21 protein-coding genes are annotated in these 24,101 nt (G+C 68.1%); 12 read left to right on the top strand and 9 right to left on the bottom strand.

What is annotated here, in order from left to right; translation table 11 throughout:
• Window positions 1-367: 367 nt before the first annotated feature.
• The gene (locus ACWPXK_RS19390; RefSeq protein WP_454197543.1) at window positions 368-1,606 is read right to left on the bottom strand and encodes an MFS transporter; all 1,239 of its coding nucleotides are present in this window, start codon (window positions 1,604-1,606) and stop codon (window positions 368-370) included.
• Window positions 1,607-1,882: 276 nt separating this feature from the next.
• Between ACWPXK_RS19390 and ACWPXK_RS19385 the strand changes: the two genes are divergently transcribed.
• From ACWPXK_RS19385 to ACWPXK_RS19350, 8 genes are all read left to right on the top strand, one after another.
• Window positions 1,883-2,872 (top strand): LysR family transcriptional regulator, encoded by a 990-nt coding sequence (locus tag ACWPXK_RS19385; RefSeq protein WP_454197542.1) that lies wholly within the window; start codon window positions 1,883-1,885, stop codon window positions 2,870-2,872.
• The gene (gene lexA / locus ACWPXK_RS19380) at window positions 2,869-3,531 is read left to right on the top strand and encodes a transcriptional repressor LexA (RefSeq protein WP_454197541.1); all 663 of its coding nucleotides are present in this window, start codon (window positions 2,869-2,871) and stop codon (window positions 3,529-3,531) included. The genes ACWPXK_RS19385 and lexA overlap by 4 nt, the downstream gene beginning before the upstream one ends.
• 58 nt (window positions 3,532-3,589) lie before the next feature.
• Complete coding sequence (locus ACWPXK_RS19375) at window positions 3,590-4,501, top strand: NAD-dependent protein deacetylase (protein WP_454197540.1); 912 nt, start codon at window positions 3,590-3,592, stop codon at window positions 4,499-4,501.
• A gap of 346 nt (window positions 4,502-4,847) precedes the next feature.
• Complete coding sequence (locus ACWPXK_RS19370) at window positions 4,848-5,690, top strand: ABC transporter permease (RefSeq protein WP_454197539.1); 843 nt, start codon at window positions 4,848-4,850, stop codon at window positions 5,688-5,690.
• Window positions 5,691-6,419, top strand: coding sequence for an ABC transporter ATP-binding protein (locus tag ACWPXK_RS19365; RefSeq protein WP_454197538.1), 729 nt, complete (start codon window positions 5,691-5,693; stop codon window positions 6,417-6,419). It begins immediately after the preceding gene.
• The gene (locus tag ACWPXK_RS19360; protein WP_454197537.1) at window positions 6,416-8,008 is read left to right on the top strand and encodes an FAD-dependent oxidoreductase; all 1,593 of its coding nucleotides are present in this window, start codon (window positions 6,416-6,418) and stop codon (window positions 8,006-8,008) included. The genes ACWPXK_RS19365 and ACWPXK_RS19360 overlap by 4 nt, the downstream gene beginning before the upstream one ends.
• Complete coding sequence (locus tag ACWPXK_RS19355) at window positions 8,008-8,349, top strand: 4Fe-4S dicluster domain-containing protein (RefSeq protein ID WP_454197536.1); 342 nt, start codon at window positions 8,008-8,010, stop codon at window positions 8,347-8,349. The genes ACWPXK_RS19360 and ACWPXK_RS19355 overlap by 1 nt, the downstream gene beginning before the upstream one ends.
• 16 nt (window positions 8,350-8,365) lie before the next feature.
• Window positions 8,366-9,367: an ABC transporter substrate-binding protein gene (locus tag ACWPXK_RS19350; RefSeq protein ID WP_454197535.1), complete on the top strand. Its 1,002-nt coding sequence runs from the start codon at window positions 8,366-8,368 to the stop codon at window positions 9,365-9,367.
• On the opposite strand, the gene ACWPXK_RS19345 is transcribed toward ACWPXK_RS19350, so the two are convergent.
• The 5 genes from ACWPXK_RS19345 to ACWPXK_RS19325 all read right to left on the bottom strand — a co-directional run bounded on the left by ACWPXK_RS19345 (window position 9,318) and on the right by ACWPXK_RS19325 (window position 14,792).
• Window positions 9,318-10,199, bottom strand: coding sequence for an aminoglycoside 6-adenylyltransferase (locus tag ACWPXK_RS19345; RefSeq protein ID WP_454197534.1), 882 nt, complete (start codon window positions 10,197-10,199; stop codon window positions 9,318-9,320). The genes ACWPXK_RS19350 and ACWPXK_RS19345 overlap by 50 nt on opposite strands.
• A 122-nt stretch (window positions 10,200-10,321) precedes the next feature.
• Window positions 10,322-10,939 carry a TetR/AcrR family transcriptional regulator gene (locus tag ACWPXK_RS19340; RefSeq protein ID WP_454197533.1) on the bottom strand — a complete coding sequence of 206 codons (618 nt, stop codon included), beginning with the start codon at window positions 10,937-10,939 and terminating at the stop codon, window positions 10,322-10,324.
• Window positions 10,940-10,989: 50 nt separating this feature from the next.
• Window positions 10,990-12,528, bottom strand: coding sequence for a flavin-containing monooxygenase (locus ACWPXK_RS19335; RefSeq protein ID WP_454197532.1), 1,539 nt, complete (start codon window positions 12,526-12,528; stop codon window positions 10,990-10,992).
• Window positions 12,525-13,382 carry an SDR family NAD(P)-dependent oxidoreductase gene (locus ACWPXK_RS19330; protein ID WP_454197531.1) on the bottom strand — a complete coding sequence of 286 codons (858 nt, stop codon included), beginning with the start codon at window positions 13,380-13,382 and terminating at the stop codon, window positions 12,525-12,527. The genes ACWPXK_RS19335 and ACWPXK_RS19330 overlap by 4 nt, the downstream gene beginning before the upstream one ends.
• 63 nt (window positions 13,383-13,445) lie before the next feature.
• Complete coding sequence (locus tag ACWPXK_RS19325; RefSeq protein WP_454197530.1) at window positions 13,446-14,792, bottom strand: cytochrome P450; 1,347 nt, start codon at window positions 14,790-14,792, stop codon at window positions 13,446-13,448.
• 234 nt (window positions 14,793-15,026) lie between these two features.
• On the opposite strand from ACWPXK_RS19325, the gene ACWPXK_RS19320 reads away from it, so the two are divergent.
• From ACWPXK_RS19320 to ACWPXK_RS19310, 3 genes are read left to right on the top strand one after another with little or no spacing between them, the layout of a single operon-like run.
• Window positions 15,027-16,319: an ABC transporter substrate-binding protein gene (locus tag ACWPXK_RS19320; protein ID WP_454197529.1), complete on the top strand. Its 1,293-nt coding sequence runs from the start codon at window positions 15,027-15,029 to the stop codon at window positions 16,317-16,319.
• The gene (locus tag ACWPXK_RS19315; RefSeq protein WP_454197528.1) at window positions 16,316-18,127 is read left to right on the top strand and encodes a hypothetical protein; all 1,812 of its coding nucleotides are present in this window, start codon (window positions 16,316-16,318) and stop codon (window positions 18,125-18,127) included. The genes ACWPXK_RS19320 and ACWPXK_RS19315 overlap by 4 nt, the downstream gene beginning before the upstream one ends.
• Window positions 18,128-18,176: 49 nt before the next feature.
• Window positions 18,177-19,862, top strand: a complete 1,686-nt coding sequence (locus ACWPXK_RS19310) for a tetratricopeptide repeat protein (RefSeq protein ID WP_454197527.1) — start codon at window positions 18,177-18,179, stop codon at window positions 19,860-19,862.
• Window positions 19,863-19,875: 13 nt separating this feature from the next.
• Here ACWPXK_RS19310 and ACWPXK_RS19305 read toward each other — a convergent pair whose 3' ends face one another.
• The 3 genes from ACWPXK_RS19305 to ACWPXK_RS19295 form a co-directional block, all read right to left on the bottom strand.
• Window positions 19,876-20,439 (bottom strand): putative immunity protein, encoded by a 564-nt coding sequence (locus tag ACWPXK_RS19305; protein WP_454197526.1) that lies wholly within the window; start codon window positions 20,437-20,439, stop codon window positions 19,876-19,878.
• A gap of 89 nt (window positions 20,440-20,528) precedes the next feature.
• Entirely contained in the window at window positions 20,529-21,479 is a 951-nt protein-coding gene (ligD, locus tag ACWPXK_RS19300) for a non-homologous end-joining DNA ligase (RefSeq protein WP_454197579.1), read from the bottom strand.
• Window positions 21,480-21,640: 161 nt separating this feature from the next.
• Window positions 21,641-23,047, bottom strand: coding sequence for an aminotransferase-like domain-containing protein (locus ACWPXK_RS19295; protein ID WP_454197525.1), 1,407 nt, complete (start codon window positions 23,045-23,047; stop codon window positions 21,641-21,643).
• Here ACWPXK_RS19295 and ACWPXK_RS19290 point away from each other — a divergent pair.
• Entirely contained in the window at window positions 23,046-23,984 is a 939-nt protein-coding gene (locus tag ACWPXK_RS19290) for a DMT family transporter (RefSeq protein ID WP_454197524.1), read from the top strand. The genes ACWPXK_RS19295 and ACWPXK_RS19290 overlap by 2 nt on opposite strands.
• Window positions 23,985-24,101: the final 117 nt, after the last annotated feature.

Below are 24,101 nucleotides of genomic sequence, written 5' to 3'. Positions count from 1 at the left end.
TCCGGTGCGGGGGACCGGGCGGGGTGGGTACCACGGGGACAGGGTAACTGGTCAATTGTCCGTTTTCATCGAAGTGGGGGGGTTATGTGGACACGCCTGTCTCTCGGGGTGAAGGAGGGGAGGGGCGGACTCCAGGGCAAGTGTGCTGCAAGCCTCGCTGAAAGGCGCGCCATCGAAGGCACTCTCAAAGATAACATGTTGTTACGTAGATATGCGCATCTAACTATAAAACCCAACCACACCACCGGTTACAACGAACCTTACGAACAAACAGATCTGCCAAGAGGAGAGGGCAGGACGTGCCATCCAACGCAGCTCGGCAACGCATGGCCGGGCGGATGCTCCCTTGAGATGGCGTGCGATCGGCTCAGGCTCTGCCTTTGGTCGTTTCCGGCGCGTGCGGTGCCATGTGCTCGTGGCGGGGTAGTAGGAGCGGTGTTGCCAGCAGGAGCAGACCGGCGATCGCGATCGCGATGCGGAGGCCGACGCCGTGGGCCAGGAGACCCCACAAGACCGTCAACGCCGCGACGCTCGCGTTGTTCGTGATCGACCAGGCGGAAAGCATGCGGGCGATTCGGTCGGTCGGCGTCTGCTCGAGCCGGTAGGTGGCGAACACCGGATTGAACACGCCGATGCAGGTGACCAGACAGAACTGGAGGGTGAGCACGAGGACGAGACCGCCTGTGCCCGGGCCGATAAGGGCCAGCCCCAGCGGCCAGCACACACGGAGGGTCCCGGCGGTGTACATGACCTTGTGCTGCCCGAACCGTGGCACGAGTCGACGGCTGAGGCGTGCACCGACGAGGCCGCCGACGCACGGCGCTCCGAACGCGAGGGCGTACTGCCAGGTGGTGAACCCGAGGCGATCGAGCATGAGCAGGGCGAGCAGTGGTGCGGTGGCCAGAATCAGTCCGTTGACGAGGATCGTGTGGAAGAACATCGGGCGCAGGGCCGGATCGGTCAGGATGCACCGCCATCCTTCGACCAGATCATCGACACGTTGTGCCCGGGTTCGTGTGGGAGGGTGTTCCATTCCGCGGATCGCTCGAATGCCCATGGCGGACAACAGGAAGCTGATCGCGTTGGCGATCACGGCTGTCACCGGCCCGAACAACCCGACCGCGGCTCCGCCGATCGGTGGTCCCAGCGCGGTGGCGGTCCACGTCGTGGACTCGAACCGGCTGTTCGCGACGAGGAGGTCCTCCGGCCGAACCAGCGCTTTCAGATAGGCGCCACTGGCCGCTTTGAAGGCGATATCGGCCGCGGCCACCACGACCGCCACGATCAACAGTTGGATGAAGGTGAGCCGGCCGAGTGCGTAGGTGGCCGGGACGCTGAGCAAGGCCGCGCACCGGGTGAGGTCCATCATGACCATGACCGGCCGCTTGCGGCGGAACTCCACCCAGGGACCGAGCGGTACGGCTACCACGGCTCCTACCGCGAGCCCCGCGGCGGCCAACGCCGACACCTGGGCCGGGCCGGCGTGCAGGACGAGGATCGCGATCAACGTGAACGCGTCGAAGGCGAACCAGGTACCGAAGGTGCTGACGGCGTATGCGGCCCAGAGCCATCCGAAAGGCCTACCCAACGACTTGCATTCGGCCATGCTCCGAGCACTCCTGGTTGTCTCGATCGAACTCCGGTATCGACCGTGCGAGCAAAGCGGCCTGCGGACGGCTGGTCAAACAACCATCCGGGCGCAGATCACAACCATGTGTTGTGTGAGGAGGTCGGGGGTGTCGAATCGGCGGATGGACCGTTCCCACTGGGGTTTGCCGCCTTTCAGTTGTACTTTTGGTGGCTCAGGGCGTGGTGGATCGTGAGCGGCCTGCCTTGGAGGGAGTAGGAATCCCACAACTGATAGTTGTCGATGGAGCGGCGGATGGATCTCGATATGGCGGCGCTGCGCGCGTTCGTCGCGGTGGTTGAGGAAGAGCAGTTCGGGTACGCCGCCGCCGTGCTCGGCATCAGCCAGCAAGCCGTGTCCAAACGTGTCGCGAAGCTCGAGTCCCAGCTGGGCGCGGCTCTTTTCGAGCGCGGGCACGGCAGCACTGTGCCGACCGGCGCGGGCGCCCGATTGCTGCCGCACGCTCGGGCGCTGCTGGCGGGCGCCGACGCCGCGGTACGCGCGGTGCGGGAGGAGACACGGCCGTTGCGGGTCGCGGTGCTCGGTAAACGCACGGCCGCGACCGAGCTGATGGAGTTCTATCTTGCTCGCCATCCGCACTCCGACACCGAGATCGTCATCTCGAACGTCATCACGACCTCGCGCGAGGCGCTGCGTGGCGGGCACGTGGACGCGGCATTCGCCCGCGCTCACGGCGGGCCCGTGCGGTTGCCTGCCGACATCGTCGCCGCCCCCGCGTATCTGGAGCCGCTGCATCTGCTCGTCGGCAAGGATCACCCGTTCGCGGGCCGCTCCACGATCGCGTTGCGCGAGATCGCCGGGCATCCGGCGTGGGTGCCGGGCGCGGCGGTGCCGTCGGAGTGGGCGGACTTCTATCGGGACTTCAGCGCTTTCAGCGGGATTCCGATCGACACGACGGGCCGTTTGGAGAGTTTGGCGCAGATCGTCGAACGCATCGCGGACTCGTCGTCGCTGATGACCTTCACCGGAGACGGCGGACCGACGCCATGGCATCCGAACGTGCGGCGGCTGATGATCATGGATCCCACTCCGGCGTATCCGCTGGCACTGCTGTGGGAGGCGGATAATCGGCATCCGGGATTGCCGCACTTGATCGAGCATGTGGCGGACAACTACAACCGGGACATCGCGGCCTCCTGCTGGGTTCCCGAACCTGATCAGGCGCTGTTCAACGTGCCGGGTGCGGTGGCTGGTCGGTCCGCCCCTCTACCATTCCCGGGGTGACCGGATACGACCAGCTCGACGCGTTCGAGCATCTCGACACCTCGACGTTGCCGCCGCGACAGCAGCGGATTCTCGCCACGATTCGAGATTGGGTGGTCCGGTACGGGTATCCGCCGAGCACACGGGAGATCGGCGACGCGGTGGGCCTGCGGTCGGCGTCGTCGGTGTCCAAGCACCTGAAAAGCCTAGAGGAGCGCGGGTTTCTGCGTAGAAGCCGGTCCGTGTCGCGCCCGATCGACGTGCGGATGTTCGTGCCGGGCCCAGCGCGGCGGGAGACGGCGGAGGATTCGGTGGCGGTGCCGGTGGTCGGCGATATCGCCGCGGGCGCACCGATCCTGGCCGAGGAGCACAGCGACGACGTGATGACGTTGCCGCGCGAGCTTGTCGGGCGCGGCACGGTGTTCGGGCTTCGGGTGCGCGGTGATTCGATGATCGACGCGGCCATCTGCGACGGCGATATCGTGGTGGTCCGCAAACAGCACGAGGCGCATACCGGGGAGATCGTCGCGGCGATGATCGACGGGGAGGCGACGGTGAAGGTGTATCGGCGGCGCAACGGGCATGTGTACTTGGAGCCGCGCAACCCGGCCTACGACGTGATCGACGGCGACGAGGCGGTCGTGCTCGGGAAGGTCGTTTCGGTGATGCGGTGCGTCTGACCTGGCCGAATGGGCGGCGCGAGAGGTGCCCGGTGGCGGCCGTCGTACCCTGAACGGCATGTCGGATTTTGCGCGGGTAGATTCCGGCGCCGGGTTCGAGCGGCTGGTGGAGTTGCTCGGCGGGCGCCGGGTGGTCGCGCTGACCGGTGCGGGGATCTCGACCGACAGCGGGATACCGGACTATCGCAGTCCGTCGTCGCCGCCGCGCAACCCGATGACCTATCAGCAGTTCGTCGGTGATGCGGCGTTCCGGCAGCGGTACTGGGCGCGCAACCACGTCGGGTGGCGGCGTATGGACGGTTCGCGTCCCAATCCCGGGCATCGCGCGCTGGCGAGGTTGGAGCGGATGGGTGTGGTTACCGGGCTGATCACGCAGAACGTGGACCTGTTGCACACCAAGGCGGGTCATCGGCGGGTGATCGACCTGCACGGCACCTATGCGCGGGTGCGTTGCCTGAGCTGCGCGGCGTTGGTCTCCAGGATGGCGCTGGCCGATCGGCTGGAGGCGGCGAATCCGGGCTTCGCCGAGGCGGCGGCGACCAACGGTCTCGAGGTGGCGCCCGATGCCGACGCGGTGGTCACCGATACCGAAACCTTCCGGATGGTGGACTGCGAACGCTGCGGCGGCATGCTCAAACCGGACATCGTGTACTTCGGGGAGAACGTGCCGAAGGAGCGGGTCGCCGCGGCCTACGAGCTGGTCGACGCGGCGGACGCGCTGCTGGTCACCGGGTCGTCGTTGACGGTGATGTCCGGGTTGCGCTTCGTCCGTCATGCGGTCAAGCACGGGCGTCCAGTTGTCATCGTCAATCGCGGCCGTACGCGCGGCGACGAGCTGGCCGCGCTCGCGCTCGACGCCGGATGCTCGGAGATCCTGCCCGCTCTCGCCGCGCGCGTTGGCGAAACCCGTTTTCCGGCAACGGCTCAGCGCGAAATGCTTGCTACGGCTGAACCGGCCGATCGCGTCTGATCGATCCCCGGTGCCGCACCAACCCGGACCGCTCGGCAATTAGCTCCGGTCCTCCGGGCGAAGCCCGCCGCAATTGTCCGGAGCCAGTCAATTGACCTCCGCCAATGGCTCAACGGGCCTGGCGGGTACTTCGCCTGATTCGGACCGCTCAGCAAATTCGATGCCCGGGCGACGACGTAGCGCGGCCCGGCGGATATCTCGCCTGGTGACGGCGAGGGAAAGCAGCATCTAGCTCACGTCCCGCCGCGAGGCACCAGTTCAGGATCGTCGTGATCGCAATCATTCTGCGCATGGATCGCGCGCCTTACTGTTCCGGACAGTACTTCTCGTGTGAGGACCGTGTCCGATGACATTGCAGTTGGATCCGACCACATCGGCGCCACCTTCCCCTTCGATCGAGCCGATCATCGACCCGCCGACGCCCTTGGCCCGGCGTGCCCTCGGCCTGGCTCGAGCTTCCTCCGGTCTCCTGATCGCGTTGGCCATATGGCAATTGGGCGCCCGGTCCTGGCTCGGTCCGACGACTCCCGCGCCGACCGAGGTGCTCGAGGCCGGGTGGGAGCTGATCCGTTCCGGTGAACTGTGGCAGCATCTGGCGGCTTCCGCTCGGCGGGTCGCGGTCGGTCTCGCGATCGGCATCGGCCTCGGATTGTTCTTCGGCGTGGCCGCGGGGCTGTTCCGGATCGCCGAGGATCTGGTCAACGGTCCGCTGCAGGCGCTGCGGATGCTGCCGACCCTGGCGTTGGTGCCGGTGTTCATCATCTGGTTCGGGATCGGTGATTCGTTCAAGATCGCGCTGGTCATCGTGGCGCCGATCTTCCCGATCTATTTGAACGTGCTGGCCGGTATCCGTGGTGTGGACCGGCGTCTGGTGGAGGCGGCGGAGTCGCTGGGGCTCAATCGGTTCGAGCTCACCACGAAGATCATCCTGCCCGGCGCGTTGCCGCAGATCTTCGTTGGACTGCGGCAGGCCCTCGGCATCGGCTGGCTCACCCTGGTCGTCGCGGAGATGCAGACGACGCCGGTTGGGCTGGGCTTCCTGATGAACGACGCCAAAGAGTTCCTGCGGACCGATCAGATCTTCCTGGTCTTGGTGATCTACGCGATCCTCGGGTTGCTCACCGATGTGTTCGTGCGCCTGCTGGAACGCCGGTTCCTGTCTTGGCGTACCGGATTCGAGGGGGAGTAGATGACCGTCACCATCGGGACCGGTGTCCGGATCCGCGGCGCGGCGCGTGCCTTCGGCGGCCGGACGGTACTGCGCGAGGTCGATCTGGACATTGCGCCGGGCGAGTTCGTCGCGCTGTTGGGCGCCAGCGGGTCGGGCAAGAGCACGTTGCTGCGGGGGATCGGCGGCTTGGACCGCGGATTCACCGGATCGTTCGAGGTGCCGGGATCGAAGGCGATCGTGTTCCAGGAGCATCGGCTCATTCCCTGGATGACCGTGTGGCGCAATGTCGTCCTGGGCGTCGACGGGGCCACCAAGGCGCGTGCGCTCACGGCGCTGGAGGAGGTCGGGCTGACCGCGAAGGCGGATGTGTGGCCCGCGACGCTGTCGGGCGGTGAAGCGCAGCGAGTGGCCCTGGCCAGGGCGCTGGTCCGCAGTCCGGAACTGCTGCTGCTGGACGAGCCGTTCGGGGCACTCGACGCGCTGACCCGGCTCAAAGTCCAGGCCCTGGTGGCTCGTCTGTGGTCGCTGCACCGGCAGTCGGTGCTGCTGGTGACCCACGACGTGGAGGAGGCATTGCTGCTGGCCGATCGCGCGCTCGTGCTGCGCGAGGGCCGCATCGCCGAATCCTTCGATATCACCGTCGACCGGCCGCGTTCGGTTGTCGACCCTGAATTCTCCGCACTCCGCCGCCGGCTGCTGCTCGCACTCGGCGTGAATCCCGAAGCACCGACAGGAGCAGACGCATGAGCGAACTGTTGCAGATCAGCACCGATGTCTTGGTGATCGGCGGTGGGCCTGCCGCCTGCTGGGCCGCGATCCACGCTCGCGAGGCCGGTGTGGAGGTGACGTTGGTGGACAAGGGCTACTGCGGCACCAGCGGCGCTACCGCCCCGTCCGGTACCGGTGTGTGGTACGTCGCGCCGGAGGCGACCGCGCGGGCGAACGCGAAAGCCAGCCGGGAGGCGCTGGGTGGGCATTTGGCCGACCACTACTGGATGGACCAGGTGCTCGATCAGACCTACACGAACATGAATCGTCTTGCGGTGGAGGGACGGTACCCGTTTCCGGTGGACCCGGCCACCGGTGCGCAGATTCGCACCGGTGTGCAAGGTCCGGAGTACATGCGCCGGATGCGTGCGTGGGTGCAGCGGGTCGGGGTGCGCATTCTCGACCACTCGCCCGCGCTGGAATTGCTGGTCGATGACGATGGTGTGGTGCGCGGCGCCGCGGGCTACCAGCGCCAAGCCGACCGCGACTATCGTGTCGCCGCCGGTGCGGTGGTCCTGGCGAGTGGCGGCTGTGCGTTCTTGTCGCGGGCGCTGGGCACGAACGTCGACACCGGTGACGGTGCGCTGATGGCGGCCGAAGTCGGTGCGCGCTTCTCCGGTATGGAGTTCTCCAACGCGTACGCGATCGTGCCGAAGGGGTCGACGATCACCAAGACCGCCTACTACGGTTACGCGACGTTCTTCCACGAGGACGGGCGGGTGCTCGAGGGCGCGGGGTCGACCAAGGGTCGCTCGGTGATCGCGCGAACGCTGTTGCGGGAGAAGGTGTTCGCGCAGCTCGATCGCGCCGACGCCACCGTTGCGGCGCAGATGCGGCTCGGGCAGCCGAACTTCTTTCTCCAGTTCGACCGGCGCGGCATCAACCCGTTCACCGACCGGTTCGAGGTGGATCTGCTGGCGGAGGGCACCGTCCGCGGAACGGGTGGTATCGACGTGGTCGACGACGACTGCGCCACCACGGTTCCCGGCCTGTACGCCGCCGGTGACGCCGCGACCCGTGAGCGGATCTGTGGCGGGTTCACCGGCGGCGGCAGCCACAACTCGGCATGGGCGATGTCGTCGGGCAGCTGGGCCGGTCGTGGCGCGGCCGCGTTCGCGCTGGGGTCGGCTCGCGCCTCCGTTTCCGTTCTGCGCGGCGCGGGGCGGACCGGTTTGCGTCCGGAGACCTCGGAATCGGTCTCGGCCGAGGACGTTGTCGAAGCCGCGCAGCGCGAGCTGATCCCGTTCGAGAAGAACTACCTGCGACATGGGGACCGCATCCGGCCCGCGCTCGCGGAATTGGACAGCGTGTGGGACCGCGCCACCCGTGGCCTGGGTGGCGGCACCGGAGACGCGCGGGTGCGAGCGCGGCAGGCCGCCGCGATCACCGCCGTGGGCCGGTTGATGTACCGGTCGACGCTGGCGCGCACCGAGACGCGCGGCATGAGCAAGCGCGCCGACCATCCGGATCTGGACCCCGCGCAGCACCACCACGTGCTGTCCGGCGGACTCGACGAGGTGTGGACTGCGACCGCTCCGGCGGCCGACGGCACTGTGGCGGTGGCGTGATGATCGAGATCCTGCGCGCGGGCGACTGCATCGGCTGCGACAAGTGCGTGGAGGTGTGCCCCACGAACGTCTTCGACCGCACCGACGGCGGCATCCCGGTCATCGCACGGCAATCCGATTGCCAGACCTGCTTCATGTGCGAGGCGTACTGCCCTACGGACGCACTGTACGTCGACCCCGAAGCGACGCCGCTGGCCGATCACGAGGCGGTCCGCGACGACCACATCGGTCGCTACCGCAAGGAGATCGGGTGGGGTCGCGGCCGTACACCCGGCAGCCTCGTCGCGGTGGGTCCGCGTCTGCCGCACGGCACTCCGCCGCCGCGTTTATCCGAACTCTGAAGGACGAAAGCGAATCATGCGCATCCTCCGGCTGATCGTGCCTGCCGCGTTGTCCGTCCTGCTGCTGATCCTCACCGGCTGCGGATCGGAGGACGCCGACTCGGCCACCCGCGCCGAGATCGAAACACTCCGCATCGGCACCATCGGCACCGGCAACGTCCTCACCGGGCCACTCGGCTTCGCTCATCAGCGCGGCGCGCTGCTGCCCGCGCTGAAGCCGCTGGGTGTCGACAATATCGAGGTCTACAGCTTCCCCAATGGACCCGACCTGAACCAGGCCCTGGTGGGCGGGCGTCTCGACGTCGCCACCTACGGTGACACGCCCGCCCTGGTCGCGCGCGGCAGCGGGTTGAAGACCCGGCTGCTTGCCATCGCCGCCGTCGACTACAACGCCGGGGTGGTGGCCAAGGATCCGTCGATCCGGACGTTGGAAGATCTGGCGGGCAAGAAGGTCGGCGTGCAGTCCGGCTCGTACATCGACCGCTACCTGCAGGGTGCGCTGAAGGCGGAGGGTATCCAGGCGCAGCTGGTCCACCTGCTCGCCACCGATGCGGAAGCGCCGCTGGACAGCGGTGATATCGCGGCGGTCGCGTTGCCCGACGTCACCCCGTCGGCGTTCTTCCGGGCATTCCTGGCCAAGGGTTTCCACCAGGTCGACTCGATCCAGGACAACCATCCCGATCTCGCGGGCACCAGTTCGTCGGTCAGCAGCCAGGACTTTCTCGACACCCATCCGGAATTCGGTCTCGCGTGGCAGTCGGTCCTGGTCGAAGCGAACCGGTACGCGAAACAACACTGGGACGACTACGTGAACTACGAGGTCTCGCAGTCGAAGTCGCCCGAGGCGGTCGTGCGCGCGACCGCACGTCCCGGCTACATCCCGGACGAGGTCTTCTCTCCGGCCGGGATCCAGTTGCTGACCGGGACCAAACAGTTCCTGGTGGATCAGAAAAAGATCCGGGAGGACTTCAACTTGGCGGACTGGTTCTATCGGCCGGATCGACCGAAGCAGGGGTGAGCGCCGCGATCCGTTCGGCGTGGGCGAGCACGCGCTCACGCAGATCCAGGGCCGGACAGTCCCATTGGCGGCAGACCTCGGCGGCCAGCCGCGTGAACGTGTCCGTCATCGCCCGCAGCGCAGCGAGGATCTCGGTGCCGGTGTAGCCGGGGAAGAACGCCGCCGGATCGTCGCGGAACCGCGGGTCGAGCCACTCGTCGAGGTGGTGGCCGTCGTGCCAGTGGTCGATTCTGCCCTGCGAGCGGGCGGTGGTGTGCCACTCGGCCATCGTCAGCAGCAGGTCGCGCATTTCGGTGACGCGCAGCAGTGCGTGCCACAGGTCACCGCGTGCGACGTAGATCGGGATCTGGGTCGCCTCGAACCAGAATTCGCGTTGGGTGGTGTCGATCTCGGCGGCGGTGGGTCGGTGGACGGGGTGGCCGCCGGTGGCAGGCGGGAGCGCGGCGGTGGTGCCGGATTTGTCGAGCAAGACGCGGTAGCCGCGCTCGTACAGTTCGTCGAGTCCGTCGGCGATCATGTCCTCGATGCGGGCCGGAGCGGCGAGGGTGAAGTCGACCTTGCGGCCCTCGGCAAGGACGACCAGGCAGGTCGGCCAGTGCGGTTCGTCGTTGTCGAGGTGGATGTTCACCAGCACCGGGCCGATGGCGCGCAGCCAGTCGTCGGCGCCGACGAGTTGCGCGGTGCCCGGCCCGATGAGCTCGATGTCGAGATCGGAGAACGCGTCCACTCTGCTGCCGCGTGCCCGCGACCCGGTCTGGATCACCGCCGAGATCCCTGGGTGCGCGGCGGCGAACCCGATGATCTTGTCGACGACGAGGTCGGCGTCCTCCATGCGTCTCATCCCTCCGAAGACAGTGGCCCGGACATCGCCGGTCATCTTCCCCGCCGCCGGATCTCGTCGCCACGCCTTTTCCGCCCCGGCCGCGGACAGGGGCGGAACACGGTCGGCGAGCGCTAGACGTGCGGCCCGACGAGCGCGATCGCGGATTCGACCGCAACGTCGACGATGCCGCCGATGTCGTCGCCGTCCTCCACGGTTGTCGCGATGAGTTCCCGGAAGCCGCCGAACAGGATCGTCGCCACTTGACGGGACGGCGGTCGCAGTCCGGCGGCGGCGAATTCCGGTGTGTCGGTGAGCTTCTGGATCAGTGCGATGAACGCCTCGGCGACCTCGCGCTGCAACTGCGGGGCGTCCTCGCCGAGGGCGGGGACGACCCGGATCCAGCTGAGCGTGATCGAGGGATCCTCCTGCGCGGTGCGGATCCATGCCTCGATGGCTTGGCGCACTTGCGTGCGCCACGGCACGTGCGGGTCGACCGCGGCATCGATCTGCTGGATCGTCTCCTTGTTCCGCTCGCTGAGCAGGGCGATGAAGCAGTCCTGTTTGCTGGTGAAATGCTCGTAGAAGGTGCGGCGCGAGGTGCGGGCGTGCCGGACCACGTCGGCGACGGTCGAGTCCTGATAGCCCCGTTCGCGCACCGCGACGGCCATGCCGTCGAGGAGGCGGCGGCGAAACCCCGATTCCGAGCCGTTGTCGGTGGTGGTGCGGGGCAGGGGCTCGACATGTGTCACGAGAATCAGGTTAGTTACTCCTTTCGGCTCTCCGCGTGTCGCCTGCGGTGTCACGCCGTGACCTGTTCGGAGCCGTGACCCGGTCCGACGGTCCCGGTGGATTCGCCATCGTCGGGCCGTGCGCCGCGCCGGGTGAACCGGATCGTGCCGTCGTCGATGCGGCCGTACCGCAGCGTGATCACGTCGTGGCCGTAACTCATGCCCAACCGCCACGGAGCCCGGGAGCCCGCTGTGGGGAATCCGTCGATGGCCCGCAGCACATACCCGGCCTGGAAATCCAGCAGCGGCGCGGGGGACACGGCCGGATCCGGCCATGGGGTGATCTGGTGGTAGCCGCCCGCGTCCATGTGCCGCAGCAGTCGGCAGACGAATTCGCTGACCAGGTCGGCTTTCAGCGTCCAGGACGCGTTGGTGTAGCCGATGGTGAACGCGAAGTTGGGTACGCCGCTGAGCATCATTCCCTTGTAGGCCATGGTGTCCGGCAGTGCGATCTCTTGGCCGTCGACCGTGAGCCGCAGCCCGCCAAGCGCGAGCAGCTGCAGACCGGTGGCGGTGACCACGATGTCGGCGTCGAGTTCGCGCCCGGATTCCAGGCGCAGCCCGGTTGCGGTGAATCTGTCGATGCGGTCGGTGACCACCGAGGCGCGTCCGGCGCGGATCGCTCGGAACAGATCTCCGTCCGGTATCAGGCACAGTCGCTGATCCCACGGCTGGTAGGTCGGTTTGAAGTGGGTGTCCACGTCGTAGCCGTCGGGCAGCTGTTTCACGGTCAGGCCGCGCAGGAATTTCCGCATCTGCTGTGGCCGCCGCTGGCTGAACTGGTAGATCAGGGTGCTGACCAGCACGTTCTTCCAGCGGACGAGGGTGTAGGCGCGGCGCGGTCCGAGTAGTCGCCGCAGCCGGTTCGCCACCGTGTCTTCGGAGGGGACGGGCAGGATGTAGGTCGGCGACCGTTGCAGCATCGTCACTTGCGCGGCCGTTTTGGCCATGGCCGGTACCAAGGTCACCGCGGTGGCGCCGCTGCCGATGACGACTACCCGCTTGCCCGCGTAATCCAGGTCGGCGGGCCAGTGCTGTGGATGCACCAGCCTCCCGCGGAAGTCGCCGACTCCGGCGAACTCGGGTGTGTAGCCCTCGTCGTAGCGGTAGTAGCCGCTGCACATGAACAGGAAGTCGCAGGTGAAGACGCGGGTGGCACCCTCGTGTTCGGCCCGCACCGTCCAGCGCGACTCGGTGGTGGACCAGGATGCCCCGACTACGCGGTGGCCGAAGCGGATGAACCGATCGATACCGGCGTCGGCGGCGGTGTCGCGGATGTACCGCAGGATCGACGGCCCGTCGGCGATGGCCTTGGCCTGGGTCCAGGGGCGGAATCGGTAACCGAGCGTGTGCATGTCGGAGTCCGAACGCACGCCCGGATAGCGGAACAGGTCCCAGGTGCCGCCGATGACGTCGCGTGCTTCGAGGATGGCGTAGGTGCGGTCGGGGAACGCCGCCTGGATGTGGTGCGCGGCTCCGATGCCGGACAGTCCGGCGCCGACGATCAGGACATCGACGTGTTCGGCTGTGTCCATTGTTCGCTTGCTCATGACTGCGCTCCTGCCGTGCTCCGGGTACGCAGTAGGCGTTCCAGTAGTGCGACCACGCTGTAGTAGCGGGTGGGTGCCACCCGCGCCAGGATGTCGAACAGGTAGGCGTCCGGCCCGACCAGGATCCTGGATTTGCCGTGTTCGACTCCGCGGCAGATGATTTCGGCCGTTTTCTCCGGGGTGGTGAGGGTCGCGGCCTCGAATTCGGCCGCCATCTGCTCGTGGGTTCGTCCGCGGCCTTCGGGGTCCTTGTGGACCCGGGCATTGCGCGCGATGTTGGTCCTGATGCCGCCGGGATGGACGTTCACCGCGGACACCCCGGTGCCGCGCAGTTCTTGGCGCAGGGCGTCGGTGAACCCTCTGACCGCGAATTTCGCTGCGCAGTACGCGCTTTGATTGGGCATGCCGAGCAGCCCGAACACGCTCGAGGTGTTGACGATGACACCGTGATCCTGCTCGACGAGGATGGGCAGGAACGCTCGCGTGCCGTTGACGACGCCGTCGAAATTGATCTGCCGCAACCATTCGTCGTCCTCGGGGACCGCGTCGAGCACCGACGAGGAGACCGCGACACCGGCGTTGTTGAACACCGCGGCCAGCGGCGCGGTCAGCCAGTCGCGGACCTCGCCGGCGAAGGCGCGCTGGTCGGCGGCATCCCGGACGTCGAGGACGCGGGTGAGCACCGGTCCGGTCAGCGACGCCGCGGTCTCCTTCAGTCCGGCTTCGTCGATGTCGGCGATCGCGACGGGTGAGCCCGTGCCCGACAGCAACTGGGCGAGACTGCGGCCGATCCCGGAGGCCGCGCCGGTGATCATGACCGGGTGGCCGGACAGCGGCCTAGAGGTGCGGGGCATCGATGCTCCTGGGTTCGGCGGTGCGGATGTGGTCGTGGATGAGGTCGGCGAATGTCGGCTCGGTCATGCCGTCACCTCGGCGGCGCGATCGCGGTCGGGCACGGTGTGGCGCGCGGACCGGCGGTACACCACGGCTCGGCCCTTCTTGGCGGGGACCAGCGCGACGCCGCGGAAGTGCACTCGCTCATCCCGGGCGTCGGTCGGCGCCAGCGTGAAATCGCGCAGCAGAGTGCGCAGGACGACGTTCATCTCCATCGTGGCGAACGCGGCGCCGATGCAGCGGCGATGACCGCCGCCGAACGGAATCCAGCTGAATGTGCCCGGCCGGACACCGACGAATCGGTCGGGGTCGAAGCGGCGCGCGTTCGGGAACAGGTCGTCGTTGTCGTGCATGAGCCGGATGCTGACCATGACGTTCTGGCCCTTCGGCAGGGTCCAGCGCCCCAGCTGCATCGATTCCGCCCGGACGGTGCGTGCGGTCAGGTCGATGACCGGCCGGACGCGTTGCACCTCCAGCAGCGTCGCCTCGCGCAGTTGCGAACCGCCCGCGTCGGCTTCGGCGACCAGGCGACGCAGCACGTCGGGATGCCTGCGCAGTCGTTCGATCGTCCAGGTGAGGGTCGTCGCTGTGGTCTCGTGACCGGCGGTGAGCAGGGTGAGCAGCTCGTCGGCGATCTCGCCGCGGCTCATGGTGGAGCCGTCGTCGTAGCGGGATTGCAGCATCATCGCCAGCACGTCGTCGCGGTCGGCGATTCGTTCGTCGGCGGCGGCGCGGTCGATGAGCCGGCCGACGATCTCGTCGTAGCGGCGGCGGTAGGCCTGGAACCGGGACCAGGGGCCGAAGCGGCCCAGCATTCCCTTCGGCACCGGAATCGCGGCCAGCGCCGACCCGACGACAACCAGTTTCGGCAGAAGCTCGCGCAGCTGCTCGAATTCGGCGCCTTCGGCGCCGAACACCGCGCGCAGGATCACGTTCAGCGTGATCCGCATCATCGAGTCCATCGTGGCGAACTCGCGCCCCGATGGCCACGATGCCATCTCGCGGACGGCTTCCTCCTCGATCAGCGCCTCGTACACGGTGAGTCGTCGACCGTGGAAGGGCGGAGTGAGCAACTTGCGCTGCTTGCGGTGTTCGGCGCCGGTGAGCGCGAACAGTGAACCCGGGCCGAGGAATTCGCCGAGGTTGGTGTCGATGTTGTCGACGAGGTCGGTGCCGGCGGTGAACAACGCCTTGATCTCGGCGGGCTCGGCGAGCACGACCGACCGGCCGAACCTGGGCAGGTGGATGGTGAACGCCGAGCCGTAGCGCTCGTGCAGGCGCCGCCACGTCCGGGTGCGCCCGGTCAGTAGCTCCAGGCTCTGCACGATCGGTGGCGTGGATGGACCATCGGGCAGTCTCACAGCGGGCATGCGCCCACCTCCCTAGCTGGTACTCCGGTGTACCAGGGCCACGGTACGCTCACGTACCGAATGTGACAAGGGCCACTATCCCCGAGCGTGCGCCCGTTCCGGCGCGACGGGACAACGGCCGCTGCGAGGGGCGGTCCTGCACCGGTGGGTCGCGAAGATCATGAACTCGCCCACCGATGCGCCGCCGGTGACGCATAATCGGTTTCGATTGGCACGCAATGACATCGGGGGTCGATGGGGACGCGCAGAGCGGTGCTGCAAGCGGGACTGGTTGTCCCGCTTGCCGCCGCATGCGCGCCTGACCTGCTGTTGGGCAGCGCGGATGCGGTGCGGGTCGGGGTGTCCTGGAGCGGCGTGGAACGGGCGGCCTTCCACGCCGTGGTGGACGAATTGCACCTCGGCTTCGACGTCGAGGTGATTCCCCTCGGAGACAACACCGACACCGCGTTCACCGCCGGTGGCCGGTCCGCGCCGGACGTGGTGATGCTGCCGCAGGCGGGCCGGGTGCGCGACCTGGCCCAGAAACGCGAACTGCAGCCGATCGCCGAGACGGTGTGGGCCGACGACGCCGGGACACGGTACGCCGAGCACTGGCAACTCTTGCTGCGCCACGACGGCAAACCTTTCGGCGTGCCGTTCAAGGCGGCCGACAAGTCACTGGTGTGGTTCGACCGGCAACAGTTCGCCACCTACCGTCTCGGCGATCCAGCCGAATGGACCCTGTCGGACTGGGTGAACCGGATGGAGGTGCTGGCGCAGTCGCCGATTCGCCTGCTCGCGCTGGCCGCCGCCGACGGATGGGTGCTGACCGATTTCTTCGAAAACGCGCTGCTGGCCGAATCCCCCCGGTTCTACGACGACTTGGCGTCGAAAACCGGTCGCGAGTGGGACAACCCCGCGGTGCGGGCGGCGCTCGGGCACCTGGGGATTCTGTGGGGACGCCGCCATGCCTTTCCCGGCGGTGTCGGAGTCGCGTTGACCAGACAGTTCCCCGACGCCATCCGGGACGTGTTCGAGCACCGCCGCGCCGCGGCGGTCGTCGCGCCGGATTTCGCCGAGCCGATCGTGCGCAGCGGGGTACGGGCGTCCGGACGCAAGGTTCAGGACGTGGTCGGCGTCGCGCCTTTCCCGTCCGTGACGGCCGCGGCGGGGCGGCCGAAGATCGTCGGCGGTGACGTGATGGTGGTGACGCGGGAGGCGAGCGGGCGCGCGCAAGAACTCGTCGCGAAGCTGGCTGGTGCGCATGCGCCGCTGCCGTGGATCGAGCGCTACGGCGGGTTCCTCGCACCGAATTTGCGTACCGTGGCCGACTATTCGCCGCTGCTCGCGCCTTCGGCACGCGAGCTGAATACACGCAGCGCCTTCGACCTGTCCGATCGGATCGGCGCGGTAGGCGGGCGGGAAGGATTGTGGCGGGTGCTGACGGAGTTCCTGATCGCCGTCGCGGACGGCGCCCAGACCCGGATGGCCGAGTCCGTCGATCGCGCGATCGCCGCGCTGGACGCCTTCGAGCGGCGGCGCCGATGACGCTGACACCGGACTTCGAAGCCAACGGACTGCGCATCGAGCTGTCCACGCGCCGCATGCGCGGACCGCTGGTACCCGGCGGCAGGCCGCGGCGCTGGATCGGCTGGGCGGCCGGGCTGCCGATGACGGTGCTGACGGTGGCGCTGCTGGTGGTTCCGACGGGCTGGACGGTGTTCATCGCCACGCGAGCGCGTCCGTTCGGTGTGCTCGCGTGCGCGCTCGTCGCGGTGAGTGCGCTGCTGCCCGTTATGCTTCGCCGCCGGCTGGCCGGGTGGAAGCGAATCACCCTGTGGCTGTTGTCGATTCCAGGGACGGTCGGCGGAGTGTGGCTGCTGGGCGGCCTGATGACCATCGAGGGGCGGGACGCGTACCTGCGCACGTTGCTGTGGGTGGCATTCGGGATCGTGTTGCTGGGCGTGGCGTTGGCGATCGCCTGGTGGGGCCGGGCGGTGCGGTGGCTGTGGTTGCCACTGATCGTGCCGTTCGGGATCTCGGCGTTCGTGTCGGGGGTGGCGTTCCGCGTGATCTTCGGCCACGGCGCGCAATGGCTGGGGATCGAGGATGTCGGGGCCTACCGGTGGTGGCTTGCGGCGATGCTGGCGTCGGCGTTCCTGTGGACCTGGCTGGGATTTCTCACCGGACTGTTCCGGGCGGGAATCCATGCGATCGAAGCCGATCCGGCGCGCGCCGGATTCCTGTACGGCGACGACGGCAGGCCGTTGGCAGTGCGGTTGTACGAGTTGCTGCGGCCGGTAGTGCTGATCGCCGGGCTCGGAGTCGGGGTCGCGGCAGCGCGAGTGTTCGACGTCGTGCTGATCGGGGTGCCCGGGGCACTGGAGTATCAGGTGGACAGCGCGACCGTGCACTGGTGGCGGCTGGCCGCCGACGGCGATACCGGCGCCGCGGCGGCCTACGCGCTGCCGCTGGCGGTGCTCGTGGGCTCGGTCGCGTGGCTGCTGCAGATCGATGTCCGCAGACAACGGACGAGATGGCATGCGGCGCACGAGGTGTCGACCACTGGACGGCCCGGCATGGGTCCGGTGCGGGCGTCCGGCATCGCGACGGTCTCGGTGCTGGCGCTGTTTCCGATCGGCGTGCTCGCCTATACCGGCGTGCACGGGAACGACGGGTTCGGCTTCTCCGCGATCGGCCTGGTATGGAACGACGACGGACTGTGGCGCTCGCTGCAGACCACCGCATGGGTGGCGGGGATCGTCACGGTTGTCGTAGTGACCGCCTCGGCGCCGGTCGCCTATCGGTTGGCCGCGCTGCGTCCGCACGGGCCCGCGGCGCGGCTGGCCGTGGTGGGTCTGGTGGTGCTCGCGGTGATCCCGGCGCAGATCTATCTCGGGCCGCTGGACGGTTTCATCGAGGCCAATGAGCTATCCGGGACGCGAATTCCGTTGATCCTGGTGCACGCCGCCGCGGGATTACCGATCGCGATCCTGGTCCTGCGCGGCGCCCTGCTCGCACCGCCGGGCAGCGCCGCCGCCGATGCTCTGCATGGTCTGGCCAGTCCGGGCACGATCGCGCGGCGGGTGCTCGCTTCATCGGGACCCGCGCTGGGCGCGGTGGCGGTGCTGGAGTTCGTTCAAGTGTGGAACGACTTCTTCATCGGACTCGTGATCAGTGGAGCGGGTGCGAGCCCGTGGTCGCTGCTGCTGTGGGGCGAGGCGCGGCAGTTCAGCGAGAACGCCGCGCAACTGGCCGCGGGATCGCTGGTGTCGGCGGTGTTGCCGGTGACGCTGGTGTTGGCGACGTGGCGGCGCTGGCTGGCGCCGGGACTGACCGGAGGAGTGCTGCGATGAGACAGGCCGAGGCGCCGGGATCGTTCGGCATGGGGAAGGAGCCCGCCCGGTGAGCGCTCACACCGAACGCACCGAAGCGATAGGACAGACCGCGACGCCGAGATCGTCGATATGGCAAGGTTTTCTGGGCACGGCGTCGGTCGTGGCGTACACGGTGCTGTTCGAGTTGGTGCGCACCCTCGTGGTCAATTCCTTCGGCGAGAACGCCCTCGTGCAGTTTCTCAACGGGACGCTGCGCTGGCTGTCGGTGCTGTTCATCGCGATGGCGGCAAGCTATGCGCTGTACCGGTTCGCCGCCGGGTACGGCGTGAAGGTCCGCACCGCCCGCGAGATGGACCTGATAGCGGGTCTGGTGGAACCGGGTCCCGCGCTGGCCGATCGCGCACCGCGCCGGTATCCGCGGCCACCGTGGCGGGTCTCCGCACTGGACGGAGATCCCGTCGCCACGGTGTTGCGCGACCTGCCCGTACGTGACTTCGAGAGCGTCGCGCTACTGGCCGTGCTCAATGCCATCCGCGACACCGAGGGCAGGCTGCCGCTGGCACGCGAACCCTCGGCGCCCACCGCGGCGATGCAGCTGGAGGATCTGCGACGCCGCGGAATCCTGGCCGAGCACGGGGCACAGCGGTTCCGTGTGCGACAAGTGCCCAAGCTGCCGGATCGAGCGACCGTGACGGCCGGACCGCAGTGGGCCGCCGCGGTCACCGCCTTGCTGCACCACTACGCCGACCGAGCCGACCGCTGGGCCATCGCGCTGGAATCGCGGCGCTTCGCCGGGGGAGCTTGCCGATGGTTCGAAACCGAGGAACGGTACCTGTGTGCACTGGTGGCCGCGTGCGCGAACTCGCGAGTGCGTTTCCCCGCCGCCGCGCTCGCGCACCTGGCTCGGCTCGGCGATGCCCTCGACGTGTGGTTCGCGCGAATCGGGTCGGCGGAGCACGAGCGTGGCGTGGCCGCCGATCTGTCCTCGCTGCGCGGCCTCGACGAGCTGAACCGCGATCTCGTCATGCTGCGGGCGGATCAGCTCACCCGACGGCCGCGACGCTACCGTCCGTGGCGGCTGTCGACGAGCCTGGCCGCTCGCTGGGAACATCGCGAGGCGCTGAAGGGGTTCGGCGCGGTACCGGTGGATCTGGACGGCGTGGCCGATCAGTTGGAAACCGCGTGGTGGCTGTTGCCCCGCGACGATGTCTCCGGCGAGGTGTGCACCCTGATCAACCTGGCCGTCGTGCACCTCAGGCAGGGACGGCTCGACGCCGCCCGGGATCGTCTCGAGCTGGCCGAATCCCTCACCCGCACGGGCCGGGACCCCGACGGACGCGCCCAGACGCACGAGACCATGGGGGTGCTGTGGTGGGCTCGCGGCGAACCCCGCCGCGCCCTGCGCTACTGGCAACTCGCCCTGACCGCCTTCCGTGTCCTCGACGACGACCCCGGCATCGGCCGCTGCCTGCAACACCTCGGCTCCGCGATCGTCGCCGCCCCCGACCACGCCACCCTGCTGTTGCCCACCGACCCGCCGCTCACCCGCACCGAAGCCCTCCGCCAAGCAACCGGCTGGCTCGCCGAAGCCCGCCGCCGTCACCCTGGCGCCCGCCACGCCGAACACTATGCGACGCGAGCACGCTCGGCCATGCTCGTCGGCCGCGGAGTGCGCGACGGTTTCCCATCCAGCCGCCGCACCCCGTTGACCCGCATCGACCTGTGGCCCGCTGCACTGGAAGACCAAATCTAGATTTGTCGGCAGGTCAACGCTCGGTCGCCAGCCGGCGCAACGATGCGTCCAGTCTCCGCAACAGCTCTCCCGCACGGCCGCCACCACTCGGGGCGTTCGGGTAACGCGTCAGGACGCTCACCACGATGGGACCAGCCAAACCTGTTGCCTCCTCGATGTAGTCGGCGCCGACGTAATGGTCGTCGCCGGCATCGAGCTCGATTGCCCGAGCCGCGTGGGCGGCCGATCCGAGGATGTGCAAGACCTGCGTGGCTTTTGCCAGCGGATGCAGGTACGCAGCTGCCGCCGCGTGACCAGCGGCGCGCGCCGCGTCGACTGCGGCTTCCCGTCCCATCTCTCGAGCTGTCCGCGCGGCCCCGTGCGCTGCCAACGCGGTCACACGCAGCGCCTTCGTCCGGTTGCCCCCAGCGGCGAACCTCCGCGCCTCGTCGAGCGCGGCCCGTGCGCGCAAATCATCCGGACAATCGCGCTCGAAGATCGCCAGAGCAGGCTCCGCGCAAGCCACGGCATAGCCCGTAACCTCGCGCAGTTCAGCCATGCTGAGTTCGACCATCGGATTCGCGTCGGCCACATTCATGACGTTCAACAGTATCGTTGAACCACCCAGTGAAACTTATCCGCGATATTGGCAGGACAGTGCGGAGAAACCTTCAAGACGGGAGCGGCTCAGGCCGGTTGACTCGGCAGTTTCGCCTCGTGTGGGGATTTGTCGGGACGTAGGCCGCGCCAGCTGGGATGGCGGAGGCCCTCGGGGCTTGCTTCGCGATATTCGATGTCGGCGACGAGGACAGGGTCTACCCAGTGGGCGGACGCGGCGACGGCGCGGGGCGGCGGTATATCGAACGGCGAATCCGGTCGCGATAGTTCGGTGAGGCGGGCTTGGAGGGATCGCCGGTCGTGCATGGTCCATCCGGTGCCGACGTTGCCGATGTGGGCCAGCTGTTCCTGGTCGTTGTAGGCGCCCAGGACCAGCGAACCGAACATCGTGGAGAACCGGCCGCTGCCGGGCAGCCAGCCCCCGACGACAGCCTCGGTGGTCTTGCGCAGCGGCGTTTTGATCCACAGCGGCGAGCGGCGGCCGGGGTAGTACGCCGAGTCGAGGCGTTTGGCGACGATTCCCTCCAAGCCGTGCTCGCGGGCGACATCCAGCAGCGTGGCGGGATCGATGTCGGTGTAGCAGGGCGGGGTGCGGGCGAGGGGCCGATCGAGGGCGAGGTCATCCAGATGCGCGCGGCGCTCGGTGTAGGGGAGGTTCATGATGGACTCCCCGTCGACGGCCAGCAAATCGAAGGCCAGATACTGTGCCGGGAAGCCGCGCAGCAATTCCGTGCCCGGCGCGACCACGTGCATCCGTCGTTGCAGACGAGTGAACGACGGAACCCCCGTCGCGGGATCAGGAGCGACGATCTCCCCGTCGAGAAACAGTTCACCACGCGCGCCCAGATCCACAAGAACAGCCGTGAGCTCGGGAAACGACCCACTGAGATCCCGATTGTTCCGACTGTAGAAGCGGCATTCCTCGTCCATGCACCTGGTGATGGCGCGGATACCGTCCCACTTCATCTCCCATGCCCACCGGCCGCGCTCGTGCGGTGGCCGCCCGGAGACGGCCAGCATCGGCGCCGGCACTGACAGCACACGTTCAGCATATATTCAGCAAATATACCGATTCGGCTACACCCACTCCTGCGTGGCCTACCCGATCAGCGACGTGGAGCTCGACCTGTAAGCCACTTGCTGTCCGGCCTCCTCGGGCCGGGGGAAGTGGACTTCCCTCACTACTGGGAGGCGAGCGCCGCGGTGATGGTCTGTGCTGCTGCCGGGAATCCATTCGGGTTGGGGCCGGTGAAGTTCAGGCGCAGGAAAGGGCCCGAAGGCTCGGCCGGGAACCACTCGTGACCGGATGCGACGTACACGCCTTCGGTCTCGCAGTCGCGGACGAGTCGGTCGGTGTTCGTGCCGTCGGGGAGCCGGGCCCAGAGATGGAGTCCACCCTGAGGAACGTGGTCGACATGAAGCTGAGGGGCGTGCTCGCGCAGACTGTCGATGAGCAGGTCCCTACGTTCCCGGAGTTGGACACGAAGCCGGCGCAGATGGGTCTTCCAGCCGGGATCGGTGACGACCTCGAGAGCCGCTTGTTGGAGGAGCCCGCTCACGTACATGGACTCCGCGGATCGGTCTGCGAGGAGTCGATCGCGGACGGGCCCACGGGCAATGAGCGCACCGATCCGGATTGCGGGTGACATGCTCTTGGTCAGCGAACGGATGTAGACGACGTGGCCCGCGGTGTCTCGGGCTGCGACCGGCCGTGGATCTGTGTCGATCCCGAAGTCGTGCGCCCAGTCGTCCTCGACGAGGAACGCACCGTGCGCACGGACCAGGTCCAGGACAGCCTCGGCACGGTCTGGCGACCACTGGGCCCCGGTAGGGTTCGCGTAGTTCGGTTGGACGTACAGGGCTCTCGCCCGAGTCTCACGGAAGGACCGATCCAGTTCATCCGGGTCGGGCCCATCAGCGTCGCTCGGTACCGGGACCAGCCGCGCACCCGCCTGATGCGCGGCGAGGATCGCGCCCCAGTACGTCGGGGACTCGATCAACAGCGGTTGGCCCGGGGCAACCAGGGCACGGAATATCGAGGTGAGCCCACTCTGGCTGCCCGGGACGATGACGACATCGTTGGCCGTGGGCGCGGCAAGCCCGGCCGGCGTCAGGTCGACCAACTCGGTCGCGAACCAGGTCCGGAGATCGTGCAGCCCAGCAGGGGCCGGGCGTGACGTCGCCGACGCGCCTCTCGCTGCGCGGATAAGGGCCGCGCGGACCAGCCGCCCAGGCAGCAACTCGGCCTCGGGATAGCCGGAGTGGAGTTCCTGCGCACCCGGCGGAGCGGTGCGCAGGGCGCCTGCCACACTCGGCAAGGTGCTGCGCGGGGAGCCCAGTGCAGCTGTCTGCCACCCGAAGTCCTGCGGACGGGTCGAACGCGGAGTCCGGACGAAGTTGCCGACGCCCGGGCGGCACTCGATGAGGCCTTCTGCGGCGAGTGACCGAATGGCCTTCTGCACTGTGACCGGACTGGCTGCGTACTCGGTCACCAACTGTCGTGTGGACGGAAGTCGCGCACCCGGGGCAGCCGTCACGATCCAGGCGCGAATACCGTCAGCCAAGCGGCTACTGCTATCGTTGAACATGTCAGTTCAGAGTAGCGCTACTGTCAAGTTCGGACCTCCGCTACCGGCCAGGTCGGCCGGCTTGACCTGGGGACTCGTGGGTGTCGCGGCCTTCTCGTTCACGATGCCACTCACCCGCGTCGCAGTCGGCGGGCTCTCGCCTCTGTTCATCGGGTCCGGTCGTGCAGTGGTCGCAGCTGTGCTGGCGGGGGTGACCCTGGCGGCCACACGGCAGACAGTCCCGGGAGGCAAGCAGTGGCTGCGGATCGCTGTCGTCGCGGCGGGGGTCGTCGTCGGCTTCCCGGTCCTCACGTCGTACGCCCTCAGCGTGACACCAGCGAGCCACGGTGCCATCGTCGTCGCCCTGCTGCCCGCCGCCACCGCGGTGACGGCCGTGCTGCGCACCGGTGAGCAGCCGGCACCCACGTTCTGGCTGTTCTCGCTCGCGGGCGCAATCGCCGCTGTCGTGTTCGCCCTTCTGCAGAGCGGCGGCATCGGCCGGATCCACTGGGCCGACCTGCTTCTCTTCGGTGCTGTGCTGGCGGCTGCGGTGGGATATTCCGAGGGTGCCCTACTCGCGCGCGAGATCGGGTCCTGGCAGACCGTGTCGTGGGCACTGATCCTCGCCGCACCGCTGACGCTCACCCTGACCGGCATCGCGTTCGGGCGTCAGACACCGTCGGGGACGGCTGTCGAATGGGCTTGTTTCGCCTACCTGTCGGCCGTCAGCATGTACCTCGGCTTCTTCGCTTGGTACCGAGGGCTCGCTATCGGTCCGATGTCCCGGGTCAGTCAGGTACAACTCGTACAGCCCATCATGAGCATCTGCTGGGCGGCCATGCTGCTCGGGGAACACGTCGGCTGGCTCACATTCGTGGGCGGGATCGTGGTCATCGCATGCGCGGGCGGTGCGGTTCGAAATCGACTCGGCGGTGCCGAGACCGCCCCAAAGGAGTGACCGTGTGGATATCGCGCTGCAACGTGGAAGATCTGGTCGCACCCGGCCGGGTGAGCGCGTCGTGCTGCGCCTCGGGATGCTGATCGTGGGTGGCGACCCGCCCACAGCCGATTCGCC

Source organism: Nocardia sp. Marseille-Q1738 (assembly GCF_965283145.1).
Note: the sequence above shows the minus strand (reverse complement) of the source record. Positions and strands in the feature narration are given on the sequence as shown.

Excerpts from the sequence above, each read along its gene's own strand:
- ACWPXK_RS19390 (WP_454197543.1), bottom strand. The coding sequence starts at position 1,606 with ATGGCCGAATGCAAGTCGTTGGGTAGGCCTTTCGGATGGCTCTGGGCC.
- ACWPXK_RS19385 (WP_454197542.1), top strand. The coding sequence starts at position 1,883 with ATGGATCTCGATATGGCGGCGCTGCGCGCGTTCGTCGCGGTGGTTGAG.
- ACWPXK_RS19375 (WP_454197540.1), top strand. The coding sequence starts at position 3,590 with ATGTCGGATTTTGCGCGGGTAGATTCCGGCGCCGGGTTCGAGCGGCTG.
- ACWPXK_RS19370 (WP_454197539.1), top strand. The coding sequence starts at position 4,848 with ATGACATTGCAGTTGGATCCGACCACATCGGCGCCACCTTCCCCTTCG.
- ACWPXK_RS19365 (WP_454197538.1), top strand. The coding sequence starts at position 5,691 with ATGACCGTCACCATCGGGACCGGTGTCCGGATCCGCGGCGCGGCGCGT.
- ACWPXK_RS19360 (WP_454197537.1), top strand. The coding sequence starts at position 6,416 with ATGAGCGAACTGTTGCAGATCAGCACCGATGTCTTGGTGATCGGCGGT.
- ACWPXK_RS19355 (WP_454197536.1), top strand. The coding sequence starts at position 8,008 with ATGATCGAGATCCTGCGCGCGGGCGACTGCATCGGCTGCGACAAGTGC.
- ACWPXK_RS19350 (WP_454197535.1), top strand. The coding sequence starts at position 8,366 with ATGCGCATCCTCCGGCTGATCGTGCCTGCCGCGTTGTCCGTCCTGCTG.
- ACWPXK_RS19345 (WP_454197534.1), bottom strand. The coding sequence starts at position 10,199 with ATGGAGGACGCCGACCTCGTCGTCGACAAGATCATCGGGTTCGCCGCC.
- ACWPXK_RS19335 (WP_454197532.1), bottom strand. The coding sequence starts at position 12,528 with ATGAGCAAGCGAACAATGGACACAGCCGAACACGTCGATGTCCTGATC.
- ACWPXK_RS19330 (WP_454197531.1), bottom strand. The coding sequence starts at position 13,382 with ATGCCCCGCACCTCTAGGCCGCTGTCCGGCCACCCGGTCATGATCACC.
- ACWPXK_RS19325 (WP_454197530.1), bottom strand. The coding sequence starts at position 14,792 with ATGCCCGCTGTGAGACTGCCCGATGGTCCATCCACGCCACCGATCGTG.
- ACWPXK_RS19320 (WP_454197529.1), top strand. The coding sequence starts at position 15,027 with ATGGGGACGCGCAGAGCGGTGCTGCAAGCGGGACTGGTTGTCCCGCTT.
- ACWPXK_RS19315 (WP_454197528.1), top strand. The coding sequence starts at position 16,316 with ATGACGCTGACACCGGACTTCGAAGCCAACGGACTGCGCATCGAGCTG.
- ACWPXK_RS19305 (WP_454197526.1), bottom strand. The coding sequence starts at position 20,439 with ATGAATGTGGCCGACGCGAATCCGATGGTCGAACTCAGCATGGCTGAA.
- ligD (WP_454197579.1), bottom strand. The coding sequence starts at position 21,479 with ATGCTGGCCGTCTCCGGGCGGCCACCGCACGAGCGCGGCCGGTGGGCA.
- ACWPXK_RS19290 (WP_454197524.1), top strand. The coding sequence starts at position 23,046 with ATGTCAGTTCAGAGTAGCGCTACTGTCAAGTTCGGACCTCCGCTACCG.
- ACWPXK_RS19295 (WP_454197525.1), bottom strand. The coding sequence starts at position 23,047 with ATGTTCAACGATAGCAGTAGCCGCTTGGCTGACGGTATTCGCGCCTGG.